Below are 18,469 nucleotides of genomic sequence, written 5' to 3'. Positions count from 1 at the left end.
CTACGTCTTACTTATCGTTAAGTGCTTCTACGCCAGGAAGAGCCTTGCCTTCCATGAATTCCAGGGATGCGCCGCCGCCAGTGGAGATGTGATCCATTTTGTCAGCCAGATGGAACTTCTCTGCTGCCGCTGCGGAATCACCACCACCGATTACAGTGTAACCTTCTGTAGTTGCGCAAGCATTAGCTACTGCAAGTGTACCTTCAGCAAACTTGTCGATTTCGAATACGCCCATAGGACCGTTCCATACAACCAGCTTGGAGTTTTTGATTACATCTGCATAGATTTCACGAGTTTTTGGTCCGATATCAAGACCTTCCCAGCCTTCTGGAATTTCATTGAAAGGAACAATCTTCGTGTTAGCATCGGCACCGAATTTGTCGGCTACTACGACGTCAACTGGAAGCAAGAAGTTCTTGCCGAGCGCTTTTGCTTTCTCGATGAATCCAAGGGCAACATCCAATTTCTCGTTGTCCACCAGGGAAATACCGATCTCGAATCCCAATGCTTTAGTGAAGGTGTAGGACAAGCCGCCACCGATCAGGACATTGTCAGCCAGTGTCAGCAGGTTGTCGATTACATCGATTTTGTCTTTTACTTTGGAACCGCCGATGATGGCAGTGAAAGGACGTTCCGGATTGGACAATGCTTTACCAAGTACGGACAATTCTTTCTCCATGAGCAGACCAGATACTGCTGGAAGGAAGTGAGCGATACCTTCTGTAGATGCATGTGCACGGTGAGCCGCGCCAAATGCGTCATTCACGAACAGGTCAGCCAGTTCTGCAAACTGCTTAGCCAGTTCAGGATCGTTCTTCTCTTCACCTGGGTAGAAACGTACATTCTCAAGTACGAGAACGTCGCCTTCGCCCAGTTCAGCGATTTTAGCTTTAACGGCTTCGCCAACTGCTTCATCTGCTTTTGCCACTGGTTTGCCAAGCAGCTCGGACAGACGCTCAGCAGCAGCTGTCAAACGCAAGGAATCTACGAATTCACCTTTAGGACGGCCCATGTGGCTGGCCAGAATGACCTTCGCACCGTTCTCGATCAGGTATTTAATCGTAGGAAGCGTTTCACGGATACGAGTATCATCTGTAATTTTACCATCTTCTACAGGAACATTGAAATCGACGCGTACGAATACGCGTTTACCCTTTACTTCTACATCACGTACACTCTTTTTGTTCATGACAGTTTCCTCCACACCCATAGTTTATCCGAACAGGAATTACAAGGAATGCATTTAGAAAGAGCGGAAACAAGGAACTTCTGTTTCCGCTCTATAGATAATGCTTATATAAAAGTGATATTACTTAGCGATTTTTGCGAAGTGCTCCAAAGTACGAACCAATTGAGCAGTGTAGGACATTTCATTGTCATACCAAGCAACGGTTTTAACCAGTTGTTTGTCGCCAACAGTCAATACTTTAGTTTGTGTAGCATCGAACAGGGAACCGAAAGTGATACCCTTAACGTCGGAAGATACGATTTCATCTTCAGTGTAGCCATAAGTTTCTGGATCAGAAGCTTCTTTCATAGCTGCGTTCAGTTCTTCCACAGTTACGCTCTTCTCAAGTACAGTTACCAGCTCAGTCAGGGAACCTGTAGCTACTGGAACGCGTTGAGCAGCGCCGTCGAGTTTGCCTTTCAGTTCTGGAATAACCAGACCGATCGCTTTAGCAGCACCGGTAGTGTTAGGGATGATGTTCTCAGCAGCTGCACGTGCGCGTCTGAAGTCACCTTTGGAGTGAGGAGCATCCAAAGTGTTTTGGTCGCCAGTGTAAGCGTGAATTGTAGTCATCAAGCCTTCAACGATACCGAACTTGTCGTTCAGAACTTTAGCCATTGGAGCTAGGCAGTTCGTTGTGCAAGAAGCACCGGAGATAACAGTTTCAGTACCATCAAGGATGTCATGGTTAACGTTGTAAACGATAGTTTTCATATCGCCAGTAGCTGGAGCAGAGATAACTACTTTCTTAGCTCCGCCTTTCAAGTGCTTCTCAGCTGCTTCTTTAGTTGTGAAGAAGCCTGTGCACTCCAGTACGATGTCAACGCCAAGGTCGCCCCAAGGCAATTCTTCTGGGTTGCGGTTCGCAAGAACCTTAACTTCTTTACCGTTTACTTTGAAGAATCCATCATGCACTTCAACATCGCCTTTGAAAGTGCCTTGAGTTGTATCATATTTAAGCAAATGAGCAAGCATCTTAGCGTCAGTCAAGTCATTGATTGCTACCACTTCGATACCTTCTACATTTTGAATACGGCGGAAAGCAAGGCGGCCAATACGTCCAAAACCGTTAATACCTACTTTTACACTCATTGAATAGTTCCTCCTAGATTTCGTTTTATTTATTCAAGACAGGCCGTAAAGCTTGTCATGACAACAATATTAAGTATAATGCAAAATAATTAACGTTGCTCCCCATTTTCTGTAAAACTATAAAGGAAGCTGTAATTCACTGTCGATTTCTCTGCCAATCTCCACCGCAGCGGCCTCATCGGTAATCAGAATATCCTCCTGCCCAAAACGAAGCATCGCATGAATGGCTTTGGCCTTGCGTTTGCCGCCGGCAATTCCGACGACGACTTCCGTCCGCATGATATCCTCCAGACGCAGTCCCATTGTGAGCATGGTGTGAACCACCTTGCCCTCTTCATTGAAGTAATAACCAAAAGATTCGGCTACCGCCCCTTCTCCTTGGATCTCTGCCACTGTGGCTTCATCCAGATTACGGCGGCGGGTCATCTCCAGGGCGTCACCGATACCGTGCACGATGATACGTGAGCGGCGGATGATGCCGACGATCTCTCCAATATTGGAGTCCAGTCCAAGGGACTGATAAGCATCCTCGCTGAGCAAATCCGGTACATGTAGCAGCCGGTAGTTTGCGCCTACCCGTTTGGCCATCGTGGATGCGATGGTATTCGCTTGAATCTCCATACTCTCTCCCAGCCCTCCGCGCGCCGGTACAAACCAGGCGTTCTTATAGGAATGGGATAGCGGGGGGGACAACTGATCGGCCATCTCGGCTAGCGTTGAGCCGCCTGTAACGGCAATGGTATCGTCTGAACGCAGTACACCGAGTAACGCCTTGGCGCCAGCGCGTCCAAGCTCTCGTTTGGTGAACGGTGACGACTCGCAGTCACCCGGTACTATGATAACTTTACTAAGACCATAGGTTGTGCGGATTTTCTCTTCCAGATCATCCAGGCCGAACAGGCTCTTGGCGATCGGCTCCAGCAGGTCAAGCAGTCTGCGACCGGCATCGCTAATGCGCATGCCTACGCTCTCGATCTCAATGAGCCCTTGCGATTTCAGAAGATCCGTCTCGGCACGCAGCACCCGCTCCGTCATATCAAGGGAAGCGGCCAGCGTTCTGCGCCCGATAATATCGGACAACATGATCTGATGAAGAATCGTGTACCGTCTCTTAAGGGTTTCCATGAGATCAGGCAGAAGCTGCTTTTGGATTTCCAATAAATTACGCATGCTTTCACTCCTGCAACTTCGTCTTTCTCTATTCCCTTGTTCATGGTCTTAAAACGTCCCGGGTTAACTTTTTAAGTCCCACCCCTATTCTAACCAAATTTCGCAGGGAGCGCAAGTCTTCCGAGAGTAGAATTCACAACCTCTTTTCAACTTATACATATATCACGGGATGTAAGGGCTTTACCGCATCTATATTGCTTGTTCTGCAGCGAGGACGGGCTTGTACCATTTCCATCCGATACCCATGGGAAATAAAGATTCTAACGCTTTGATATTAATACATTGCAATTGTAACCTTCTTGTATTATAATAATTTCTGTTGCGCCCGTGGTCCAATGGATATGACGTAGGCCTCCGAAGCCTGAGATCCAAGTTCGATTCTTGGCGGGCGCGCCACTAATTTTAACAGCTTTATTTGTAAGTTCTATAGTGTTCTTAACCAAAGTGCCATGATGTGGCTCTTTTTTTTGCAACTAAGTTTGACTTTCTTTGACTTTTTGTTTGAATTTGTTTATCATGTGGTTATTACGGTAAGAGTAAAAAATGAACACATTCGAAGAGCCAATACCAAGGAGGTTTTCCACGTGAGTTATATCCCAATGGTAGTAGAACAGAGCAACCGCGGTGAACGCGCTTATGACATCTATTCCCGCTTGCTGAAGGACCGCATCATTTTCCTCGGAACGGAGGTTAATGACGTGGTGGCCAATTCCATCATCGCCCAAATGCTGTTCCTGGCAGCTGAGGACCCGGAGAAGGATATTCACCTCTATGTGAACAGTCCTGGCGGATCAATCACTGCTGGTATGGCTATATTTGATACAATGCAATACATCAAGCCTGACGTTTCCACCATTTGTGTGGGCATGGCTGCTTCTATGGGAGCTTTCCTGTTGAACGCCGGTGCTAAAGGCAAGCGTTTTGCGCTTCCGAACAGCGAGATCATGATTCACCAGCCGCTGGGCGGTGCTCAGGGACAGGCAACGGATATCGAAATCCGCGCCCGTCGTATCCTGAAGCTGCGTGACAAGCTGAACCGTATCCTGTCCGAACGTACTGGCCAACCGCTGGAGCGTATTGAGAAGGATACTGACCGTGACTACTTCATGAGCGCTGCTGATGCTGCCGAGTACGGTATTGTTGACAAAGTGATTGAGAAGACACTGGTTCCTGGAGTTTAATTCTCCTGAGCATGCAAAAGCCCCTGAATCTGCGCTGCAGATCCAGGGGCTTTTTTTACATATTCGATCGGACTTTATGCTCTTATCCTACGTCTGTTAATCAGTACAGCATTCCGTACCCGAGTCCATCCAGTTTGCTCGCAATCACCCGATATCCCCGTCCATTGGGATGAAGATGGTCAATCGATAGCAAACCTCGCTCGTTGCCGGCGAACTCACCGTAGATCGAAGCGAAACCTACTACCCGGCTGCTGTAACCAGAAGCATACTGGTTAAATTGACGTACCCATGCTGTCGCTTCCTCTACTTGGGGGTAGGGATTATACAATCCCACGATTCTTATGATATAAGGCTCCCGTGTACCCGCCTTCAATTGTCCAAGCAAGTTCATGATGCCGCCGAAGTTCTGCCTACATTCCTGCAATGATTTTTGCAGAACCCTGGGTGAAATCCCATTAGGGCCTGACCCCGACTTTGCTGCACGGATTAGGTCATTGCCGCCGATAGATATCGTGATAATGTCCGCTTCCCGCACCGATTGCCGGAAGACGTTGCTTCTACGCAGACGTTGTTCCAGTTCAGCTGTAGTCATCCCATTAACACCCAGATTGGACGAGGCCACGAAGGAACCCAGCCTGGACTCCGCCGTTCTGCGGTATACTGGCACAAATCCATTGCCCGGCAACGCCCCAAATCCGGTCGTCAAGGAATCACCCAGCGCTGTATACTGAAAGCTCATAACTCTCCCTCCCCGCTCTATGCTGGACCTCTATGTATCATATGAGCCTTGCATAGAAGAGGTAACGGGGAGGTGTCCTTGGCTCTAATTTAAAGCGGAAAACGGGCTACTCCCATTCGGTAACAACTCCTTGAAAGTGAAGGCGAATTCAGGGAATCCGGCAGCGTATGGAGTGTATTCATAAAGTTGGAAGAAGATAACGACCTTACCGTCTTTCAAATAGTAACTTTGCTCCGTATTCAGACCTATGAAGCCGCCAAAATAACTTTCATCAGCTTTGAATCGCTGGCTCAGCTTGGTGTTCAGGTCTTTCTTGTAATTGGGATTAGCGCCGAACAGATCACGCAAGAGCAGCTGTTTCCCATCCTTCAAAGAAAAGGTAAAGGCCTGACGGTAGGACATACCATGCGCGCCTCCGCTATAACCATACTGATTCAGCAGCACACTCAGCACACCATTTTGATTGTAGGTCACCGCATATCCTGCATCATATTCATAGGGAGGGCTCTGTTCGTCCCTGTCTGCGATGTCTGCTTCGGCCCCAGCCGCGAATCTCATGGCCGACTGCTTGAGTGCAGCGTTGATTTTCTGTTGCACATCCGTATTAGCTAGCCCGCTTATCTGTGGGTAATCGAGGTTGATGACTGCCCCCTTATCCTCACTACCCTTGGCATAATTCGCCGTGGTGATTTTCAGTGCATTCTGCGGACTGACCATGAGGTTCAGGCGGCCAGAGGGGGCGTTCCAGTCACCTTTATAACCCATATAATCGGTCAGGAGGCCCAGTGGTACATAAAGCCGGTTATTGACGTTTAGTCCTTCATAATCGTTAATGAAAAAGTTGTTCACCGTGATGGACACCCCATACGAAGAGACCAGAAGTTTCGTCTCCGCGCTGTCTTTTCCAATCGTATAGGCGCTGTCCTTTTGACTGTAGGTTACAGGAAGTTTCACGACATCACGCAGAAAAGTTACTGGTACAAAAACCTGTCCGTTTCTAACAATTCCGGTCTGCTGTGTAAGGGCACCATTCCATTTCAGAACTGCTACTGTGTCCGCTTTGCTCGGATTGTTCACAGCAGGTGCAGCAAAGCTAGTATGTACTGGCAGCACGCCTCCGCCCAGCAGCAGCCCCGCCGCCAGCAGGCCCACGCCCCATTTTCGTCCATTTTTCATCGATATCTTACTCATTTGTCATTTCTCCCTCCGAGTCATTTGCACTCCTCTAATTATAGAGAACACGCCATATGCAGTCGTTACAAATCTCTTTACAATTCCTTAGTAAATTAGCAGCATAACAGGTAGTGTTATTACATTTCATTAAACAAAATGAGAGAATTCGTACCTTTCTATAGAATATCCGCAGCAAAAAGAGGCCACTCCCTCCGCACACGCGGCTGGAAATGGCCCCTTCATGATTACAGCCTATCGTCATTCATGACGGGACTGCTGGTTTATTTCAATTCATAGGTTACATTAAGCTGTGTAGTCACTTTAACTTCTCCCGGCTGCACGGATGTGTTGCCAGAGGCATCAGCTGAAGCGGCCATCGCCTTTAAAGTTTGATCGAAGAACACTGGTTGGCTACCAAGGTCGTTTTGGCTAACACTGATCACCTGACCCAGGCTGCGCTTAGCGGCTTTGGCGATCGCACCAGCTTTAACATCGGCGTTAGCCATTGCTTTTTCAATAACCTGTGCTTCAAAAGCAGCGCTGTCCTCTACTGCAAAACGTGCATTGCCGATATTGTTAGCACCTGCAGCGGAAGCAGCATCCAACAACTCTCCTACTTTTGACAGATCACGATAGGCAACCACCAATGTATGATTAGCGTTGTAGCCCTTTACCTGCTGTCCTTCTTTCTCACTGTAAGTGTAATTTGGCTGTACATAGAATTGGGTGCTTTGAATGTCCTTATCCGCGATCTTCCAAGTACCCTTCAACAGTGTAGTGATTTTTTGGATCTTGGCTGCGTTTGTTTTCTGTGCTTCCTGCGCTGTCGCTGCTGAGGTATCTACCGCAATGGACAGATAGACGATATCCGGCTTGATGGACAATTCCCCTTTACCTACTACATTCACAACATTCTTCTGTACCTCATCCGCATAAGCCGTGGCAGTCCCCTGGAATACAGCGCTCAAAGCACTGCCTCCAATCAATAAACTCCCTGCCAGCATTACCGTTCCTAATGATTTAGCTACTTTATTCATGTTTACTATCCCCTTTCAGCTTCTTGATTAGTTGGTACCCTTTAGACGGGACGGGTTGGCAAATGTTGCATCATTTTATGCCTCAACACAAAAATATTTATCAATTATTCCAGACTCTATTCAAGATATCCCTTAACTCAGTTCTCAATCCAGAAGCGACGGATGACATTCCCATCTTCCTCGGTGTAGGGCTTATCTTCGACGCCGCCGTTATTAGCAATCGTCTTCGCCGATCCTGTATTCACTGCATCACAGAGTACCAGCACTTTATTAATACCGAGCTCCCGGGCCTTCACCAGCGCCTGCTTTAGCAATTCTGTAGCGTACCCCTTGCGTCTGGCCGCAGGTCTGATCCCATAGCCGATATGCCCACTCACGAGTAGCCCTCGCTCGGTTAAAGTGTGTCTGATATTAACAGCGCCGACAACTTGCCCATCCTCGGTCACCAGCCAAAATGTTGAATTCGCCACCCAGCCTTCCGGTAGACCCAGGCCTAGTCGGTTCTCCTCCAGAAAGTGCAACATCGCTGCAAAATCACTAGGATCCTTCTCAACAACCCAAGGAACGATATCTTCCTCACTATCGACCCATTCCCGGTAAAATTCCAAATAGGCCTCTTTATACTCAGGACCCGGCGTTACCAATCTCACATGTTTCGCCATAACTATACACCTCATTATCAATAGTCTAATAAATTCAAATTTATAGTTTTCAATATGAAAAAAAGCCCACAAGGGGGCTTTTGGTCCTGCCGAATATAAAGTAAGGCCTTACAATTATTGGTTCTCCAGTTCTTCCTTGCTCACCAAACTGGTCAAAGCGGTTACAGCTTGATCCGCATCAGCGCCATCTGCGCTAATATAAATCTCCGTGCCGGAACTGATCGCCAGACTCATGATACCCATAATGCTCTTAGCGTTTACTTTTTTATCGTCTTTTTCCACGAAAATCTCCGACGAAAACTTGTTGGCTTCTTGCACGAACAATGCTGCCGGCCGAGCATGGAGACCCGTCTTCAGCCGTACAACTACCGGGTGCTTTGTCATGAAACACTTACCCCCTAATTGAGATCTGCCCAAAAATTTCACATTAAATTTTATAATATTATATCATTATTACTTATTCCACACTAGAAAAAAAATACTTAGCCGCCTCTTACCTTATCCGCCAGCTCATCAATCTTCCGCAGTCGGTGGTTTACGCCCGATTTACTGACCGTTCCCTTCAACATCTCACCAACCTCTTTAAGGTTGATATCCGGGTGCGCCAGCCGTATTTCTGCTACTTCACGCAGCTTATCCGGCAGGCTTTGCAGGCCAACTTCCCGCTGCAGCAGCTTGATATTCTCAATCTGCCGCACGGCTGCACTGATGGTTTTGTTCAAATTGGCCGTCTCGCAGTTCACGATCCGGTTGACGGAATTACGCATGTCGCGCATAATCCGCACATCTTCAAATTTGAACAAGGCCTGGTGCGCCCCAATCAAGCTAAGGAATTCGATAATTTTCTCGCCTTCCTTGATGTACAGAATGAAGCCTTTTTTTCGCTCAATGCAGCGAGCATTCAGGTGGAATTCACCCGCAAGATCCACTAACGCCTTGCAATGCTCCTCATACATAGAAGCAATCTCCAGATGGTAAGAGGAGCCCTCCGGGTTGTTGACCGATCCGCCCGCCATGAATGCTCCGCGCAGATAAGCCCGCTTGCAGCAATTCTTAGCGACAATTTCATGGTCAATCCCATCCGTGAAAATAAAGCCCTCGGAGACGATTCTTAGATCATTCAATATCTCCTGCACATGGCTCGGGATTCGAACGATATAGACATTATTCTTCTTCAAACGCATTTTTTTACGCACGAGCAGCTCGATATGGACCTGGTAATATTTCTTAAGCAAAGAATATACCCGTCTTGCAATCGCGGCGTTCTCCGTCGAGATGTCAAGAACCACCTTTTTGCTTGAAAGCTGCACCGAACCGTTCATCCGGATCAGGGCTGACATTTCCGCTTTCTCACAGCAGGGCTGGCTCTCCACCATCGTCAGCTCTTTTTTGGTAAGTGCCGCAAAAGACAAGAATCTCACCTCTTTCATGATATCACTTTATTACCGCTACGGGAAATTCCGCAGACAACTGTACCTAAGCCTCGGGGCCCGATCCGTTGCTGACAGGTTTTCTGGTCATCCAGTCCTGTACAAGCTGGTAAATGTGATGGCTTAACTTATCCGTATCATGCCTTAAATACGTCCGAAATAGTACAAGCTTATCGGCAATCACCTTATAGCGGTTGCTTTCAAGCGCCTCCCGGTCGAGCTGCACCGGACGTGCGCCCTTCTCGGCGTATTTACTCTGTACCTGCTCTGGGATTTCGCCATCATTGACGATGACGTAATCGAACAGATGCAGCCCAATATGCTCATAGACCGCCTGGAGGTGATCACTCACGGTGTAATTATCCGTCTCTCCGGGCTGTGTCATGACATTACAGACAAAAATCTTGATCGCATTCGAATTCACGACCGCCTCCGCCAGCTTCGGCACAAGCAGGTTCGGCAGAATGCTGGTGTAGAGACTGCCCGGTCCAAGAAGAATCGCATCAGCCTCTTCAATGGCCTGCAGCGCTTCGGGGAGCGGTTCCACATCGGCAGGCTCCAAGAACACCCGCTTGATGACACCACCGGCTTCCGGAATCTTCGATTCGCCGGTGATAATGCTGCCATCCGCCATTTCGGCATGCAGCACAACCGCATCGCCCGCAGCCGGAAGCACCCTTCCGCGTACGGCGAACAATCGGCTGAGCTCACGCACGGCGGTGACGAAGTCACCGGAGATATCAGTGAGCGCCGCCAGAATCAGGTTGCCGAGGCTATGCCCGGCAAGCCCCTCACCATTGCTGAAGCGGTATCGCATGATATCCGCCATCAGCGGCTCTACATCCGCCATCGCCGTGAGGACGTTGCGGATATCGCCTGGAGGAGGCATCTGCAGCTCACTGCGCAGAATGCCGGAACTGCCCCCATCATCGGCTACCGTGACGATAGCCGTTATATCAAGCGGCTTTTCCTTCAAACCGCGAAGCATTACAGACAGTCCGGTCCCGCCGCCCATCACGACGATTCGGGGACGCTGTCTTTGTTCTTCAGCCACTATTGATCCCTTCTCTCGTTAATGCCGATCACGCTCGGAATCACGATGACTGACCGTGACGGATTCCGTCTCGCTGACCCCCAGCATTTTACCCAGATATTCTGATATCGCTACCGAACGATGCTTACCGCCGGTACAGCCAATGCCAATAATAATCTGGGATTTACCTTCCTTGCGGTACTGGGGAATCAGAAAATGAAGCATATCGAGCAGTTTGGTCAGGAACGCCTGCGTTTCAGGCCATTTCATTACGTACTCATAGACATCACTATCCTGGCCTGTGTGAGGCCGCAGGTGATCCACATAATGCGGATTGGGCAGAAAGCGGACATCGAAAACGAGGTCTGCATCAATGGGTATTCCGTACTTGAAGCCGAACGATGTGATATTGACAGAGAGTGTGCTTTTTCCAAGGTGGGAAAAACGAGATACAATCTTCTCCTTCAACTGCGCCGGTTTCATGCTGCTGGTGTCCAGGTACTGGGTTGCTGAACTCTTCAGTTCATCCAGCATTTTGCGTTCCAGCTTGATGCCATCAAGCGGCATGCCTTTCGGGGCAAGCGGATGCCGGCGCCGGCTTTCCTTATAGCGCTGGACGAGTACGGAATCGGTCGCGTCGAGGAACAAAATCTCGCATCCGATGGTGAACTGTTCTTTAATAAAGCTGAGTGATTCAGACAGGGCCGTGAAAAATTCCCGCCCCCGCAAATCGATGACAAGCGCGACCTTGGCGATTTTGCCTTTGGACTGCTCGATCAGCTCTGCAAACTTCGGGATCAGTACGGGCGGCAAATTATCGACGCAGAAGAAGCCTAAGTCTTCCAGACTCTGAACAGCAATCGTCTTGCCCGCACCCGACATGCCTGTAATGATGATCAGGGTGGCTCCTCCGGTCGGAGCTTCCTCCAGTTCCGTCATCAAGCGTCCCCTCCTATCGGATATTATATGAATAAAGGCGGTCTTTCGAGAACAACTCTAAGAGCGAAGCAGCAAGCCTGCGGCGCCAACAATACCAGCATCATTACCCAGCTCGGCAGGGATAATGCTTACGCCACCCTGGAGCGGCTCAGGCGCCAGCTTAGCGAATACACGGCGAACCTCATCAAATAGAATATCTCCGGCCTTGGACACGCCTCCGCCTACAATAAAGCTCTCAGGGTTAAGCACAGCAGCTACAGCAGCCATAGACTTGCCCAGATAGAAGGCAGCACGGTTAACGATACGGATCGCAACTTCATCGCCAGCTTTTGCCGCATCGAATACTTCCTTAGCAGCGATTTTCTCCACCATGGACAGGGAAGTACGATCACCGCGTGCTACAGCGTCATTGGCCATACGAATAATTCCCGTTGCCGAGGAAACGGTTTCCAGACAACCCATCTTGCCGCAGCCACATTGAATAGCTTCCAGATCCGGCACAACAGAGATGTGTCCAAGCTCACCAGCCAGGCCTCCGAAGCCTTGATAAATCTTACCGTTAATGATAATACCGCCACCGACACCGGTTCCGAGAGTATAGCAAACACAATTGTCTACGCCGCGTCCCGCACCGCTCCAGGCTTCGCCAAGAGCTGCCACATTGGCATCATTGTCTATTTTGACAGGCTTGTTTAAACGCTCCTCCAGAATGGCACGGATCGGCACATCCCGAAAACCTATGTTCGGCGCAAGAATGATGATTCCTTCACGGATATTTGTGAACCCGGCCACCCCTGCTCCCACACCGGCAAGCTGGTCCCAAGTGTATGGAGAGTCTTCAACGATTTGACGTACGTACTTTACGATATTATCGATAACCGTATCGACGCCTTCTTGGGTCCCTGTCGGACCTTCATAAGTATGCAGCAGGTGCCCCTCGGCATTGCAGATTCCAACCTTGATTGCGGTTCCGCCCAAATCCACGCCAACGTAGATATTTTCAGACATGTAACAAGCCACCTTTTTCTATACTAAAATAGTTAATCCTACGTACCCACTATAATAGAAGCCCTCCCTGCGGTCAAGGAAAGGCGACACACCCGGCTTTTTGTTATATATCTCCTGTGAGACTGATTAATTCTATATTAGTAAGTAGACACGGCTTTGCCGTCCTCTAAGGGACGGTATCCGTTTCAGCGAGAAATATAAGGATAATTTGTAGCGTAGAACATATAAATTCTTATATTTTAAAAAAGACTCCCTGCCCACTGGGGTAGAGAGTCATATATTCGACTACCAGGACTCCCTGGTATATTATAATCCACTCGCAGTGCTGATGTTACTCCGATAAAATGCGTTTCTGTCCCTCTAGCGCCCGGATCGGAGCAATATTCTGCGTAAACTCCAGAGTGCCCATATAGTTACCTTCCTTATCCCGCACAGCAAAATAACGGATATAGATGAATTTATCCTTGATCGCAATCCAGAAATCCTCGGCATCCTTGCGGCCCGCCTTGAAATCTTCCAGCAGCTTCTCTACTACATGTACACTTTGCGGCGGATGGCAGTTCTGTACTGTACGGCCGATAACCGCTTTGGTCCGGGCGAAAATACGCTCCTTGCCGTGCGAGAAATACCGTACCACGTCGTTCTCATCTATAAAAGTCAGGTCCACCGGCAAATGATTGAGCACAGTCTCCAGTTGATGAAGTGACAACAGTCCAGTCTCAAAACGGATAAAGCCCTGCGGCGCTTCCCCACCTTCTTCTAAAACTGCGGACTGTGCGGCTCCCTCCGGCTCCGAGGCACGCTCCGGTATCCATTCCTGCTCAGGGAAGGTCAGGCAAAAGCCGATTTCATCGCTTTCCCGGGCAATCTTCACCCATTCATCCTCAGTCAGCTTGTCGAGCGCCATAGGCAGCAGAATATTTTCTTCCTTAAATATCATCTCATTAACTTCCTGGATGATCTCTGTCAGCAGCTCGCCAACTTCCTTCTGATTACCTTGATAAGGACTCAGCTGCGCCTTGGCGGTCTTAATCAGGCTGCGGATGCCGTCATCGACGCCCCACATCACTTTGGTCGGACCATAGATCCCGTATTTCTCTAGATAAGGGAACAAAAGATTTTCCTTACGACTATAATGCTTGTCGAGGTCCAGCAACAGATTGAGGTCCTCCAGTAGCTTGTAGACCATCTCCTCGCTGTCCGCTCTCCCGAATTTGTCTGCGTGCAGAGATAGACGGAAGTTCAGGAGCTTTTCCACCTCACGGTTCTCCAGCTTGAATGTATGCACAGGGTGTCCAGGCTGTTCTTCCGGCGTCGAGGAACGGTGAATCTCCTCTATTGAGCCTTTAAAAATTGCCGTATGCACGGAACACAGGCGCTGCACCTCGGAGACCGGAATGCCCTCCTCTGTCATTAGCGAATGCTCCATCGCGGAAATTTCGGCTACCGTCACATTCCCTACCGCTTCAGCGAAGCGGGCTTTGACCTCCTCTACGCTTTTTCCAGCATGCAGTTCCTTGATAATCTCCTTTAGCATGGCTTGACGGCGGGTCTGCTCCGGCACTGTGGCTTCACGGTTATTAATCAGTTCGCTCATTGGTATTCTCTCCTTGTCTGTAATGGGGGTCATTCGGCGGAGCATCTATTCCAGAACCTTGAACCCCCGCTGCTCAAAAGTCAGCTTAACGGTATCCGGGTCCATTTTCTTCAACTTGATTCCCTTGGACAGGGTCATGAAACGGCCGGCCGTCTGCAGCATTCCTGGCTTGGCAATATCGTGAAATCCTAGCTCCACCATAATCTCCATTACCTCGGGGTGCCTGCCCACCAGTTCGAAGATGGATTCATCCAGCTTCAACACCTTTTTCATCTGTACTCCCCCTCACTGAGAACTGTTCTCAACATCAGGTTATCATAGGAAAACAGGCACCATAGTGATTGCAATCACAAAGTGAAAAAAAGTGTTTTTAAGCGGGCAGGTAGAGATTTTCAAGCAACAACCTTTCGATAATCGTAACCTCTTCAACTATGTAGATTGAACCTGGATGTTAACAAGTCTATAGTTGTCATTACGGCAAGTGTTTGGACTTCCGGCTACGGTTGTCTCCAGATTTATTGGGATTGTACCGCTATTCGCGGGTAAAGCCCGGACCGCGTATGCCTATGCTTCCGATGCCAGTTTTCCTACGAAAAGCTTTTAGGACGACACTATCGCTCCTACAGATCCAAAATCCCCTTCCAATCCGTTCCATTAAGTAAATTTTTCAGTTCAGGCCATATAAGAGCATTTTTGTACCTTATATTTCTCAAATAGAGGCATATAAGCAAACTAAGAGCATTTTTGTAGCTTATTTTTAAGAAATCACGTTAAAAGGGGTATTGTGGAAGATTTAAGGTACAATATTGCACTTAATTTCTAATAACCACTAATTGCAGACTATTTAAGATACAAAAATGCCGTTAATTACACTTCGGAAATCATGATTATTAACTCAGGCTTTGTTTGTCATTCTAATTCGTCTATATAGATGAAATTTAAGAATAATCCAGAGGGAAATATTGGGGACGAACGTGCTACATATGGAGATTTAATCTAAACATAAAAAAAACCGCGTACCCTCAACGGTACGCGGTTTTTTTACATTGAAAATATGCTTATTTATCGAGAGTCTCGCTCCAGTCATGCACCATGGTACCTTCGAGGAACTTCTCCGCATCCATTGCAGCCATACAACCTGTGCCCGCAGCCGAGATCGCTTGGCGGTAGCGATTATCCTGCACATCGCCACAGGCGAAGACGCCTGGAATATTCGTCTCCGTTGTACCCGGGTTCACTACAATATATCCGCCTTCATCCGTGGTAATTTGTCCACCAAGGAATGCCGTGTTTGGGGTGTGCCCGATAGCGATAAATACACCGTCTGCTTCAACAAGCTCTTCTTGCCCCGTCTCATTGTTGCGCACCGTCAAGCCCTTCACGCCAGACTCGTCTGTCGTGACTTCAAGCGGAGTCCGGTTAAGCGCCCAGGCTACCTTGCTGTTGTCCCGTGCACGATCCTGCATGATCTTCGAAGCACGCAGTTCGTCCCGGCGATGTACCAGCGTGACGCTGGAAGCAAACCGGGTCAGGAAGCTGGCTTCCTCCATCGCGGAGTCGCCGCCGCCAACCACAACAATCTTTTTGCCGCGGAAAAAGAATCCGTCACAGGTTGCGCATGTGCTGACCCCGCGCCCCACGTTGTCTTGCTCACCGGGAATACCCAGATATCTGGCCGAAGCGCCGGTCGAGATAATCACCGACTCCGCCTCTAGTACGCCTAATCCATCTACCGTTACTTTGAATGGACGCTGGGAGAAATCAACAGACTCCACCCAACCATTCTTGAATTCCGCACCGAAACGCTCAGCCTGCTTGCGCATATTATCCATCAACTCAGGACCGAGTATTCCTTCAGGGAATCCTGGAAAGTTCTCTACTTCTGTAGTGGTGGTCAGCTGTCCACCCGGCTGCAAACCTTCAATAACCAGCGGGTTCAAGTTGGCACGTGCTAGATAAATAGCGGCAGTCAGCCCGGCCGGGCCTGTTCCGATTACAATTGTTTTGTACATCACAGTGGCCTCCTCGCAGATAGGGTTTTATAAGAAACGGGTTGGCCGTCCTCCAAAAAAGAGAATCGACATCCGTTTTCTCGTCAAAAAATAGGTCTCATTTATGTCATAACGCCTATAAATTGTGATATTTTCAGACATCCTCCGGTATGCATCAGGCACTTATCTGTTCTCGGTAAACGCGGAGTCAAGCTCCTGTCCAAGATCTAGTTAATTTCACATTCTGCTGCGATCCGCTTGGCATAGCGGCTGACCATCGATTCGGTGACGCCATATCGCTGCGCGACCTCACGGAACGTGACCGGCCTTTTATGCAGCTTGGCAGTGAGATACTCCAGGGCGGCACACCAGCCCTCAGCGTGGCGGATGTAAGGCACATCCGGGTACAGTCGCCCGATGAACTGCTGCCAGAGCTGCTCGGCGTCCTTCTTCTGGCCGGCATCATAGCGGCGGTCCATCATGCTGGCGGTCTGGTCAATGACCCGCTGCCAGTCCTCTTTCCATTCCGGCTGTCCCTTCTGGAACAAGGGTGCCGGTTCTGGATCTTGCTGCAGCGGCGCGGTCTCCACCGGGCCACTGCCAATCAGCTTCTGCAGGCTAAGCAGAGCGGCCTCCTGCAGTTTCTCCTCCTGCAAAGGCTGTTGGCTCAGCAGGTCTTGTAGAATCCGGGACATCTCTGCGTCGTCAATCCAGCGCAATGCTTCGGTGACCTGCAGCTTCGTGTTGGTATCGCCATAGCGCAGCGCCCAGAAGAATGAGGAGCGCAGAAGCGGGTTGGTCTTCACTTCCTCGGCGAAGCTGCCCTTGTTGTCCTTCCACAGCTTCAACTTCTCCTGAAAGGGCAGTTGATAGTTGTAACTCACCAGCGGCATTTCGATCCCTTCACTCTGGGCTTGCTCCAGCTGGGCTAAGAAGAACTGCGGAACCACCGATTCGGGGTCCAGCTTGGTAACTTGCCGCCAGCAGCGCTGAGCTTCGGCATAAAGCCCGCTGTTGCTGGCTGCAGCCGCACAGTAATGGTAGAGGCTAGCATCCCCGCCAACCTCTTCATCCTTCAGCAGACGACGGAAATGGCCGTAAGCGGTGCGGTGGCGGCCCAGAATACCCATGGTCGTTGCCAATTTGAAGACATGCTCCTGGTGGAAGGGAACTGTAGCCTCTAGCATGCGTACCAGCCCGGTGAGTTGATCCCGGTCCCCTTCATATTGCAAGAAGATCGCCAGATTGCACAGGGCATGCAAATTGCCGGAATCTTGCTCAAGCACCTCGGAGATGCACTCCCGGGCCTTGGCGAAACGCCCCATATAGAAATAGGCCAGGGCCAGATTGTTATGTGCGGCGAGAAAGTCCGGAGTAGCGCTCACGATCTCTTCCAGCAGTCCCACTGCCTGCGTAAACTGACCTGCTTCCAAAAGTGCCCGGGCCCGGTCATGTTCCACGACCCCTTCCCGGCTCTTGATCCGGTTCAGCGGTGCCGGGCGATCCAGCTCGTACTGCAGCAGCTCCATCAGTTCCTCGGATTCAGCCAGGAACTCTCCCTTGGCATCCTCTTCCAGATATGTGACGAGCGCCCGCTCCGCCTCTTCAAAGCTTTCCATATTAGCGTAATTATTAGCCATATAGAAGTGGCATTCCGTCATTCCTGGATCTATTGTCTCCAGAACCTGGGCCAATATATCATTCGAGGCTTCATATTTACCCATCTCTGATAATATACCCGCCATGTTGCAATGATTCACCGGATTATCCGGCTCGTACTCTACAGCCTTGCGAAAATGTTTTAATGCCTTATCATATTGAAAGCGGTCCAGCGACCGAACGGCTCTTTCAAAGAAAAAATTGGCATCCAGAGTGACGGGGATCAGCTTGCTGTTCACCGCATCGTTCTCTGAAGTGGTTTCCATCATGGAAGCAACGCACCTCCCTTGTAAGCTTCCTTTATCCTTATGAAAAATAGGAGAGTGGCGCCCTGCGGCAGCCCTACACTCCTTATTTAAGGTCTCTGTCGTTTCCAGTAATGGTTCCGACTGTCTTCACACAGTATACCACATGTATCAAGGAGATTCTCACCATGCGAATAGGGTTCTGACTGCAAAAACAGGAAAAGAAAGCCTTCAGAGAGAGCCTGAGACCTCAATCATGAAGATTACGCATAAAAAAAGACGGGG

Annotated in this window: 17 protein-coding genes and 1 tRNA gene; 2 read left to right on the top strand and 16 right to left on the bottom strand. The window is 49.3% G+C overall.

What is annotated here, in order from left to right:
• Positions 1 to 7: 7 nt before the first annotated feature.
• From ACFVU8_RS26265 to ACFVU8_RS26255, 3 genes are all read right to left on the bottom strand, one after another.
• A complete protein-coding gene (locus ACFVU8_RS26265; RefSeq protein ID WP_175369969.1) occupies positions 8 to 1,189 on the bottom strand; it encodes a phosphoglycerate kinase in 1,182 nt (393 codons plus the stop codon).
• Positions 1,190 to 1,309: 120 nt separating this feature from the next.
• Positions 1,310 to 2,320: a type I glyceraldehyde-3-phosphate dehydrogenase gene (gap, locus tag ACFVU8_RS26260; protein ID WP_379470231.1), complete on the bottom strand. Its 1,011-nt coding sequence runs from the start codon at positions 2,318 to 2,320 to the stop codon at positions 1,310 to 1,312.
• A gap of 117 nt (positions 2,321 to 2,437) precedes the next feature.
• Entirely contained in the window at positions 2,438 to 3,490 is a 1,053-nt protein-coding gene (locus ACFVU8_RS26255; RefSeq protein WP_387431241.1) for a sugar-binding transcriptional regulator, read from the bottom strand.
• Between the two features lie 321 nt (positions 3,491 to 3,811).
• On the opposite strand from ACFVU8_RS26255, the gene ACFVU8_RS26250 reads away from it, so the two are divergent.
• A tRNA-Arg gene (locus tag ACFVU8_RS26250) sits at positions 3,812 to 3,886 on the top strand.
• A 188-nt stretch (positions 3,887 to 4,074) separates the two neighbouring features.
• A complete protein-coding gene (clpP, locus tag ACFVU8_RS26245; RefSeq protein ID WP_175369966.1) occupies positions 4,075 to 4,671 on the top strand; it encodes an ATP-dependent Clp endopeptidase proteolytic subunit ClpP in 597 nt (198 codons plus the stop codon).
• A 100-nt stretch (positions 4,672 to 4,771) separates the two neighbouring features.
• Here clpP and ACFVU8_RS26240 read toward each other — a convergent pair whose 3' ends face one another.
• The 13 genes from ACFVU8_RS26240 to ACFVU8_RS26180 form a co-directional block, all read right to left on the bottom strand.
• Positions 4,772 to 5,410 (bottom strand): GDSL-type esterase/lipase family protein, encoded by a 639-nt coding sequence (locus ACFVU8_RS26240; RefSeq protein ID WP_387431239.1) that lies wholly within the window; start codon positions 5,408 to 5,410, stop codon positions 4,772 to 4,774.
• An 84-nt stretch (positions 5,411 to 5,494) separates the two neighbouring features.
• On the bottom strand, positions 5,495 to 6,601 hold the full coding sequence (locus ACFVU8_RS26235) for a PdaC/SigV domain-containing protein (RefSeq protein WP_387431237.1): 1,107 nt from the start codon (positions 6,599 to 6,601) through the stop codon (positions 5,495 to 5,497).
• Positions 6,602 to 6,864: 263 nt separating this feature from the next.
• A complete protein-coding gene (locus ACFVU8_RS26230) occupies positions 6,865 to 7,620 on the bottom strand; it encodes an SIMPL domain-containing protein (protein ID WP_387431235.1) in 756 nt (251 codons plus the stop codon).
• Between the two features lie 137 nt (positions 7,621 to 7,757).
• Positions 7,758 to 8,282 (bottom strand): GNAT family N-acetyltransferase, encoded by a 525-nt coding sequence (locus ACFVU8_RS26225; protein WP_387431233.1) that lies wholly within the window; start codon positions 8,280 to 8,282, stop codon positions 7,758 to 7,760.
• 114 nt (positions 8,283 to 8,396) lie between these two features.
• Positions 8,397 to 8,666, bottom strand: coding sequence for an HPr family phosphocarrier protein (locus tag ACFVU8_RS26220; protein WP_019914358.1), 270 nt, complete (start codon positions 8,664 to 8,666; stop codon positions 8,397 to 8,399).
• A gap of 98 nt (positions 8,667 to 8,764) precedes the next feature.
• The gene (gene whiA, locus ACFVU8_RS26215; RefSeq protein ID WP_175369961.1) at positions 8,765 to 9,694 is read right to left on the bottom strand and encodes a DNA-binding protein WhiA; all 930 of its coding nucleotides are present in this window, start codon (positions 9,692 to 9,694) and stop codon (positions 8,765 to 8,767) included.
• Positions 9,695 to 9,758: 64 nt separating this feature from the next.
• A complete protein-coding gene (locus ACFVU8_RS26210) occupies positions 9,759 to 10,727 on the bottom strand; it encodes a gluconeogenesis factor YvcK family protein (RefSeq protein ID WP_379470308.1) in 969 nt (322 codons plus the stop codon).
• A 57-nt stretch (positions 10,728 to 10,784) separates the two neighbouring features.
• Positions 10,785 to 11,684 carry an RNase adapter RapZ gene (rapZ, locus tag ACFVU8_RS26205; RefSeq protein ID WP_066375696.1) on the bottom strand — a complete coding sequence of 300 codons (900 nt, stop codon included), beginning with the start codon at positions 11,682 to 11,684 and terminating at the stop codon, positions 10,785 to 10,787.
• Between the two features lie 57 nt (positions 11,685 to 11,741).
• A complete protein-coding gene (locus tag ACFVU8_RS26200) occupies positions 11,742 to 12,692 on the bottom strand; it encodes an ROK family glucokinase (protein WP_175369959.1) in 951 nt (316 codons plus the stop codon).
• A gap of 331 nt (positions 12,693 to 13,023) precedes the next feature.
• Positions 13,024 to 14,289 carry a DUF438 domain-containing protein gene (locus tag ACFVU8_RS26195; protein WP_387431232.1) on the bottom strand — a complete coding sequence of 422 codons (1,266 nt, stop codon included), beginning with the start codon at positions 14,287 to 14,289 and terminating at the stop codon, positions 13,024 to 13,026.
• Positions 14,290 to 14,334: 45 nt separating this feature from the next.
• Positions 14,335 to 14,562: a DUF1858 domain-containing protein gene (locus ACFVU8_RS26190; protein WP_387431229.1), complete on the bottom strand. Its 228-nt coding sequence runs from the start codon at positions 14,560 to 14,562 to the stop codon at positions 14,335 to 14,337.
• Between the two features lie 785 nt (positions 14,563 to 15,347).
• The gene (gene trxB, locus ACFVU8_RS26185) at positions 15,348 to 16,301 is read right to left on the bottom strand and encodes a thioredoxin-disulfide reductase (protein WP_387431227.1); all 954 of its coding nucleotides are present in this window, start codon (positions 16,299 to 16,301) and stop codon (positions 15,348 to 15,350) included.
• 206 nt (positions 16,302 to 16,507) lie between these two features.
• Positions 16,508 to 18,208: a tetratricopeptide repeat protein gene (locus ACFVU8_RS26180; RefSeq protein ID WP_387431225.1), complete on the bottom strand. Its 1,701-nt coding sequence runs from the start codon at positions 18,206 to 18,208 to the stop codon at positions 16,508 to 16,510.
• Positions 18,209 to 18,469 lie beyond the last annotated feature (261 nt).

This window comes from Paenibacillus sp. NPDC058177, assembly GCF_042883835.1.
Lineage (GTDB): Bacteria > Bacillota > Bacilli > Paenibacillales > Paenibacillaceae > Paenibacillus_AQ > Paenibacillus_AQ agri.
The sequence above is the reverse complement of the archived record's forward strand: the minus strand, read 5'-3'. Positions and strand labels throughout refer to the sequence as shown.

Coding starts and splice junctions, on each gene's coding strand:
- ACFVU8_RS26190 (WP_387431229.1), bottom strand. CDS start 14,562: ATGAAAAAGGTGTTGAAGCTGGATGAATCCATCTTCGAACTGGTGGGC.
- ACFVU8_RS26230 (WP_387431235.1), bottom strand. CDS start 7,620: ATGAATAAAGTAGCTAAATCATTAGGAACGGTAATGCTGGCAGGGAGT.
- ACFVU8_RS26180 (WP_387431225.1), bottom strand. CDS start 18,208: ATGATGGAAACCACTTCAGAGAACGATGCGGTGAACAGCAAGCTGATC.
- rapZ (WP_066375696.1), bottom strand. CDS start 11,684: ATGACGGAACTGGAGGAAGCTCCGACCGGAGGAGCCACCCTGATCATC.
- ACFVU8_RS26235 (WP_387431237.1), bottom strand. CDS start 6,601: ATGAGTAAGATATCGATGAAAAATGGACGAAAATGGGGCGTGGGCCTG.
- ACFVU8_RS26240 (WP_387431239.1), bottom strand. CDS start 5,410: ATGAGCTTTCAGTATACAGCGCTGGGTGATTCCTTGACGACCGGATTT.
- ACFVU8_RS26265 (WP_175369969.1), bottom strand. CDS start 1,189: ATGAACAAAAAGAGTGTACGTGATGTAGAAGTAAAGGGTAAACGCGTA.
- ACFVU8_RS26195 (WP_387431232.1), bottom strand. CDS start 14,289: ATGAGCGAACTGATTAATAACCGTGAAGCCACAGTGCCGGAGCAGACC.
- ACFVU8_RS26200 (WP_175369959.1), bottom strand. CDS start 12,692: ATGTCTGAAAATATCTACGTTGGCGTGGATTTGGGCGGAACCGCAATC.
- ACFVU8_RS26210 (WP_379470308.1), bottom strand. CDS start 10,727: ATGGGCGGCGGGACCGGACTGTCTGTAATGCTTCGCGGTTTGAAGGAA.
- trxB (WP_387431227.1), bottom strand. CDS start 16,301: ATGTACAAAACAATTGTAATCGGAACAGGCCCGGCCGGGCTGACTGCC.
- ACFVU8_RS26220 (WP_019914358.1), bottom strand. CDS start 8,666: ATGACAAAGCACCCGGTAGTTGTACGGCTGAAGACGGGTCTCCATGCT.
- ACFVU8_RS26225 (WP_387431233.1), bottom strand. CDS start 8,282: ATGGCGAAACATGTGAGATTGGTAACGCCGGGTCCTGAGTATAAAGAG.
- ACFVU8_RS26255 (WP_387431241.1), bottom strand. CDS start 3,490: ATGCGTAATTTATTGGAAATCCAAAAGCAGCTTCTGCCTGATCTCATG.
- gap (WP_379470231.1), bottom strand. CDS start 2,320: ATGAGTGTAAAAGTAGGTATTAACGGTTTTGGACGTATTGGCCGCCTT.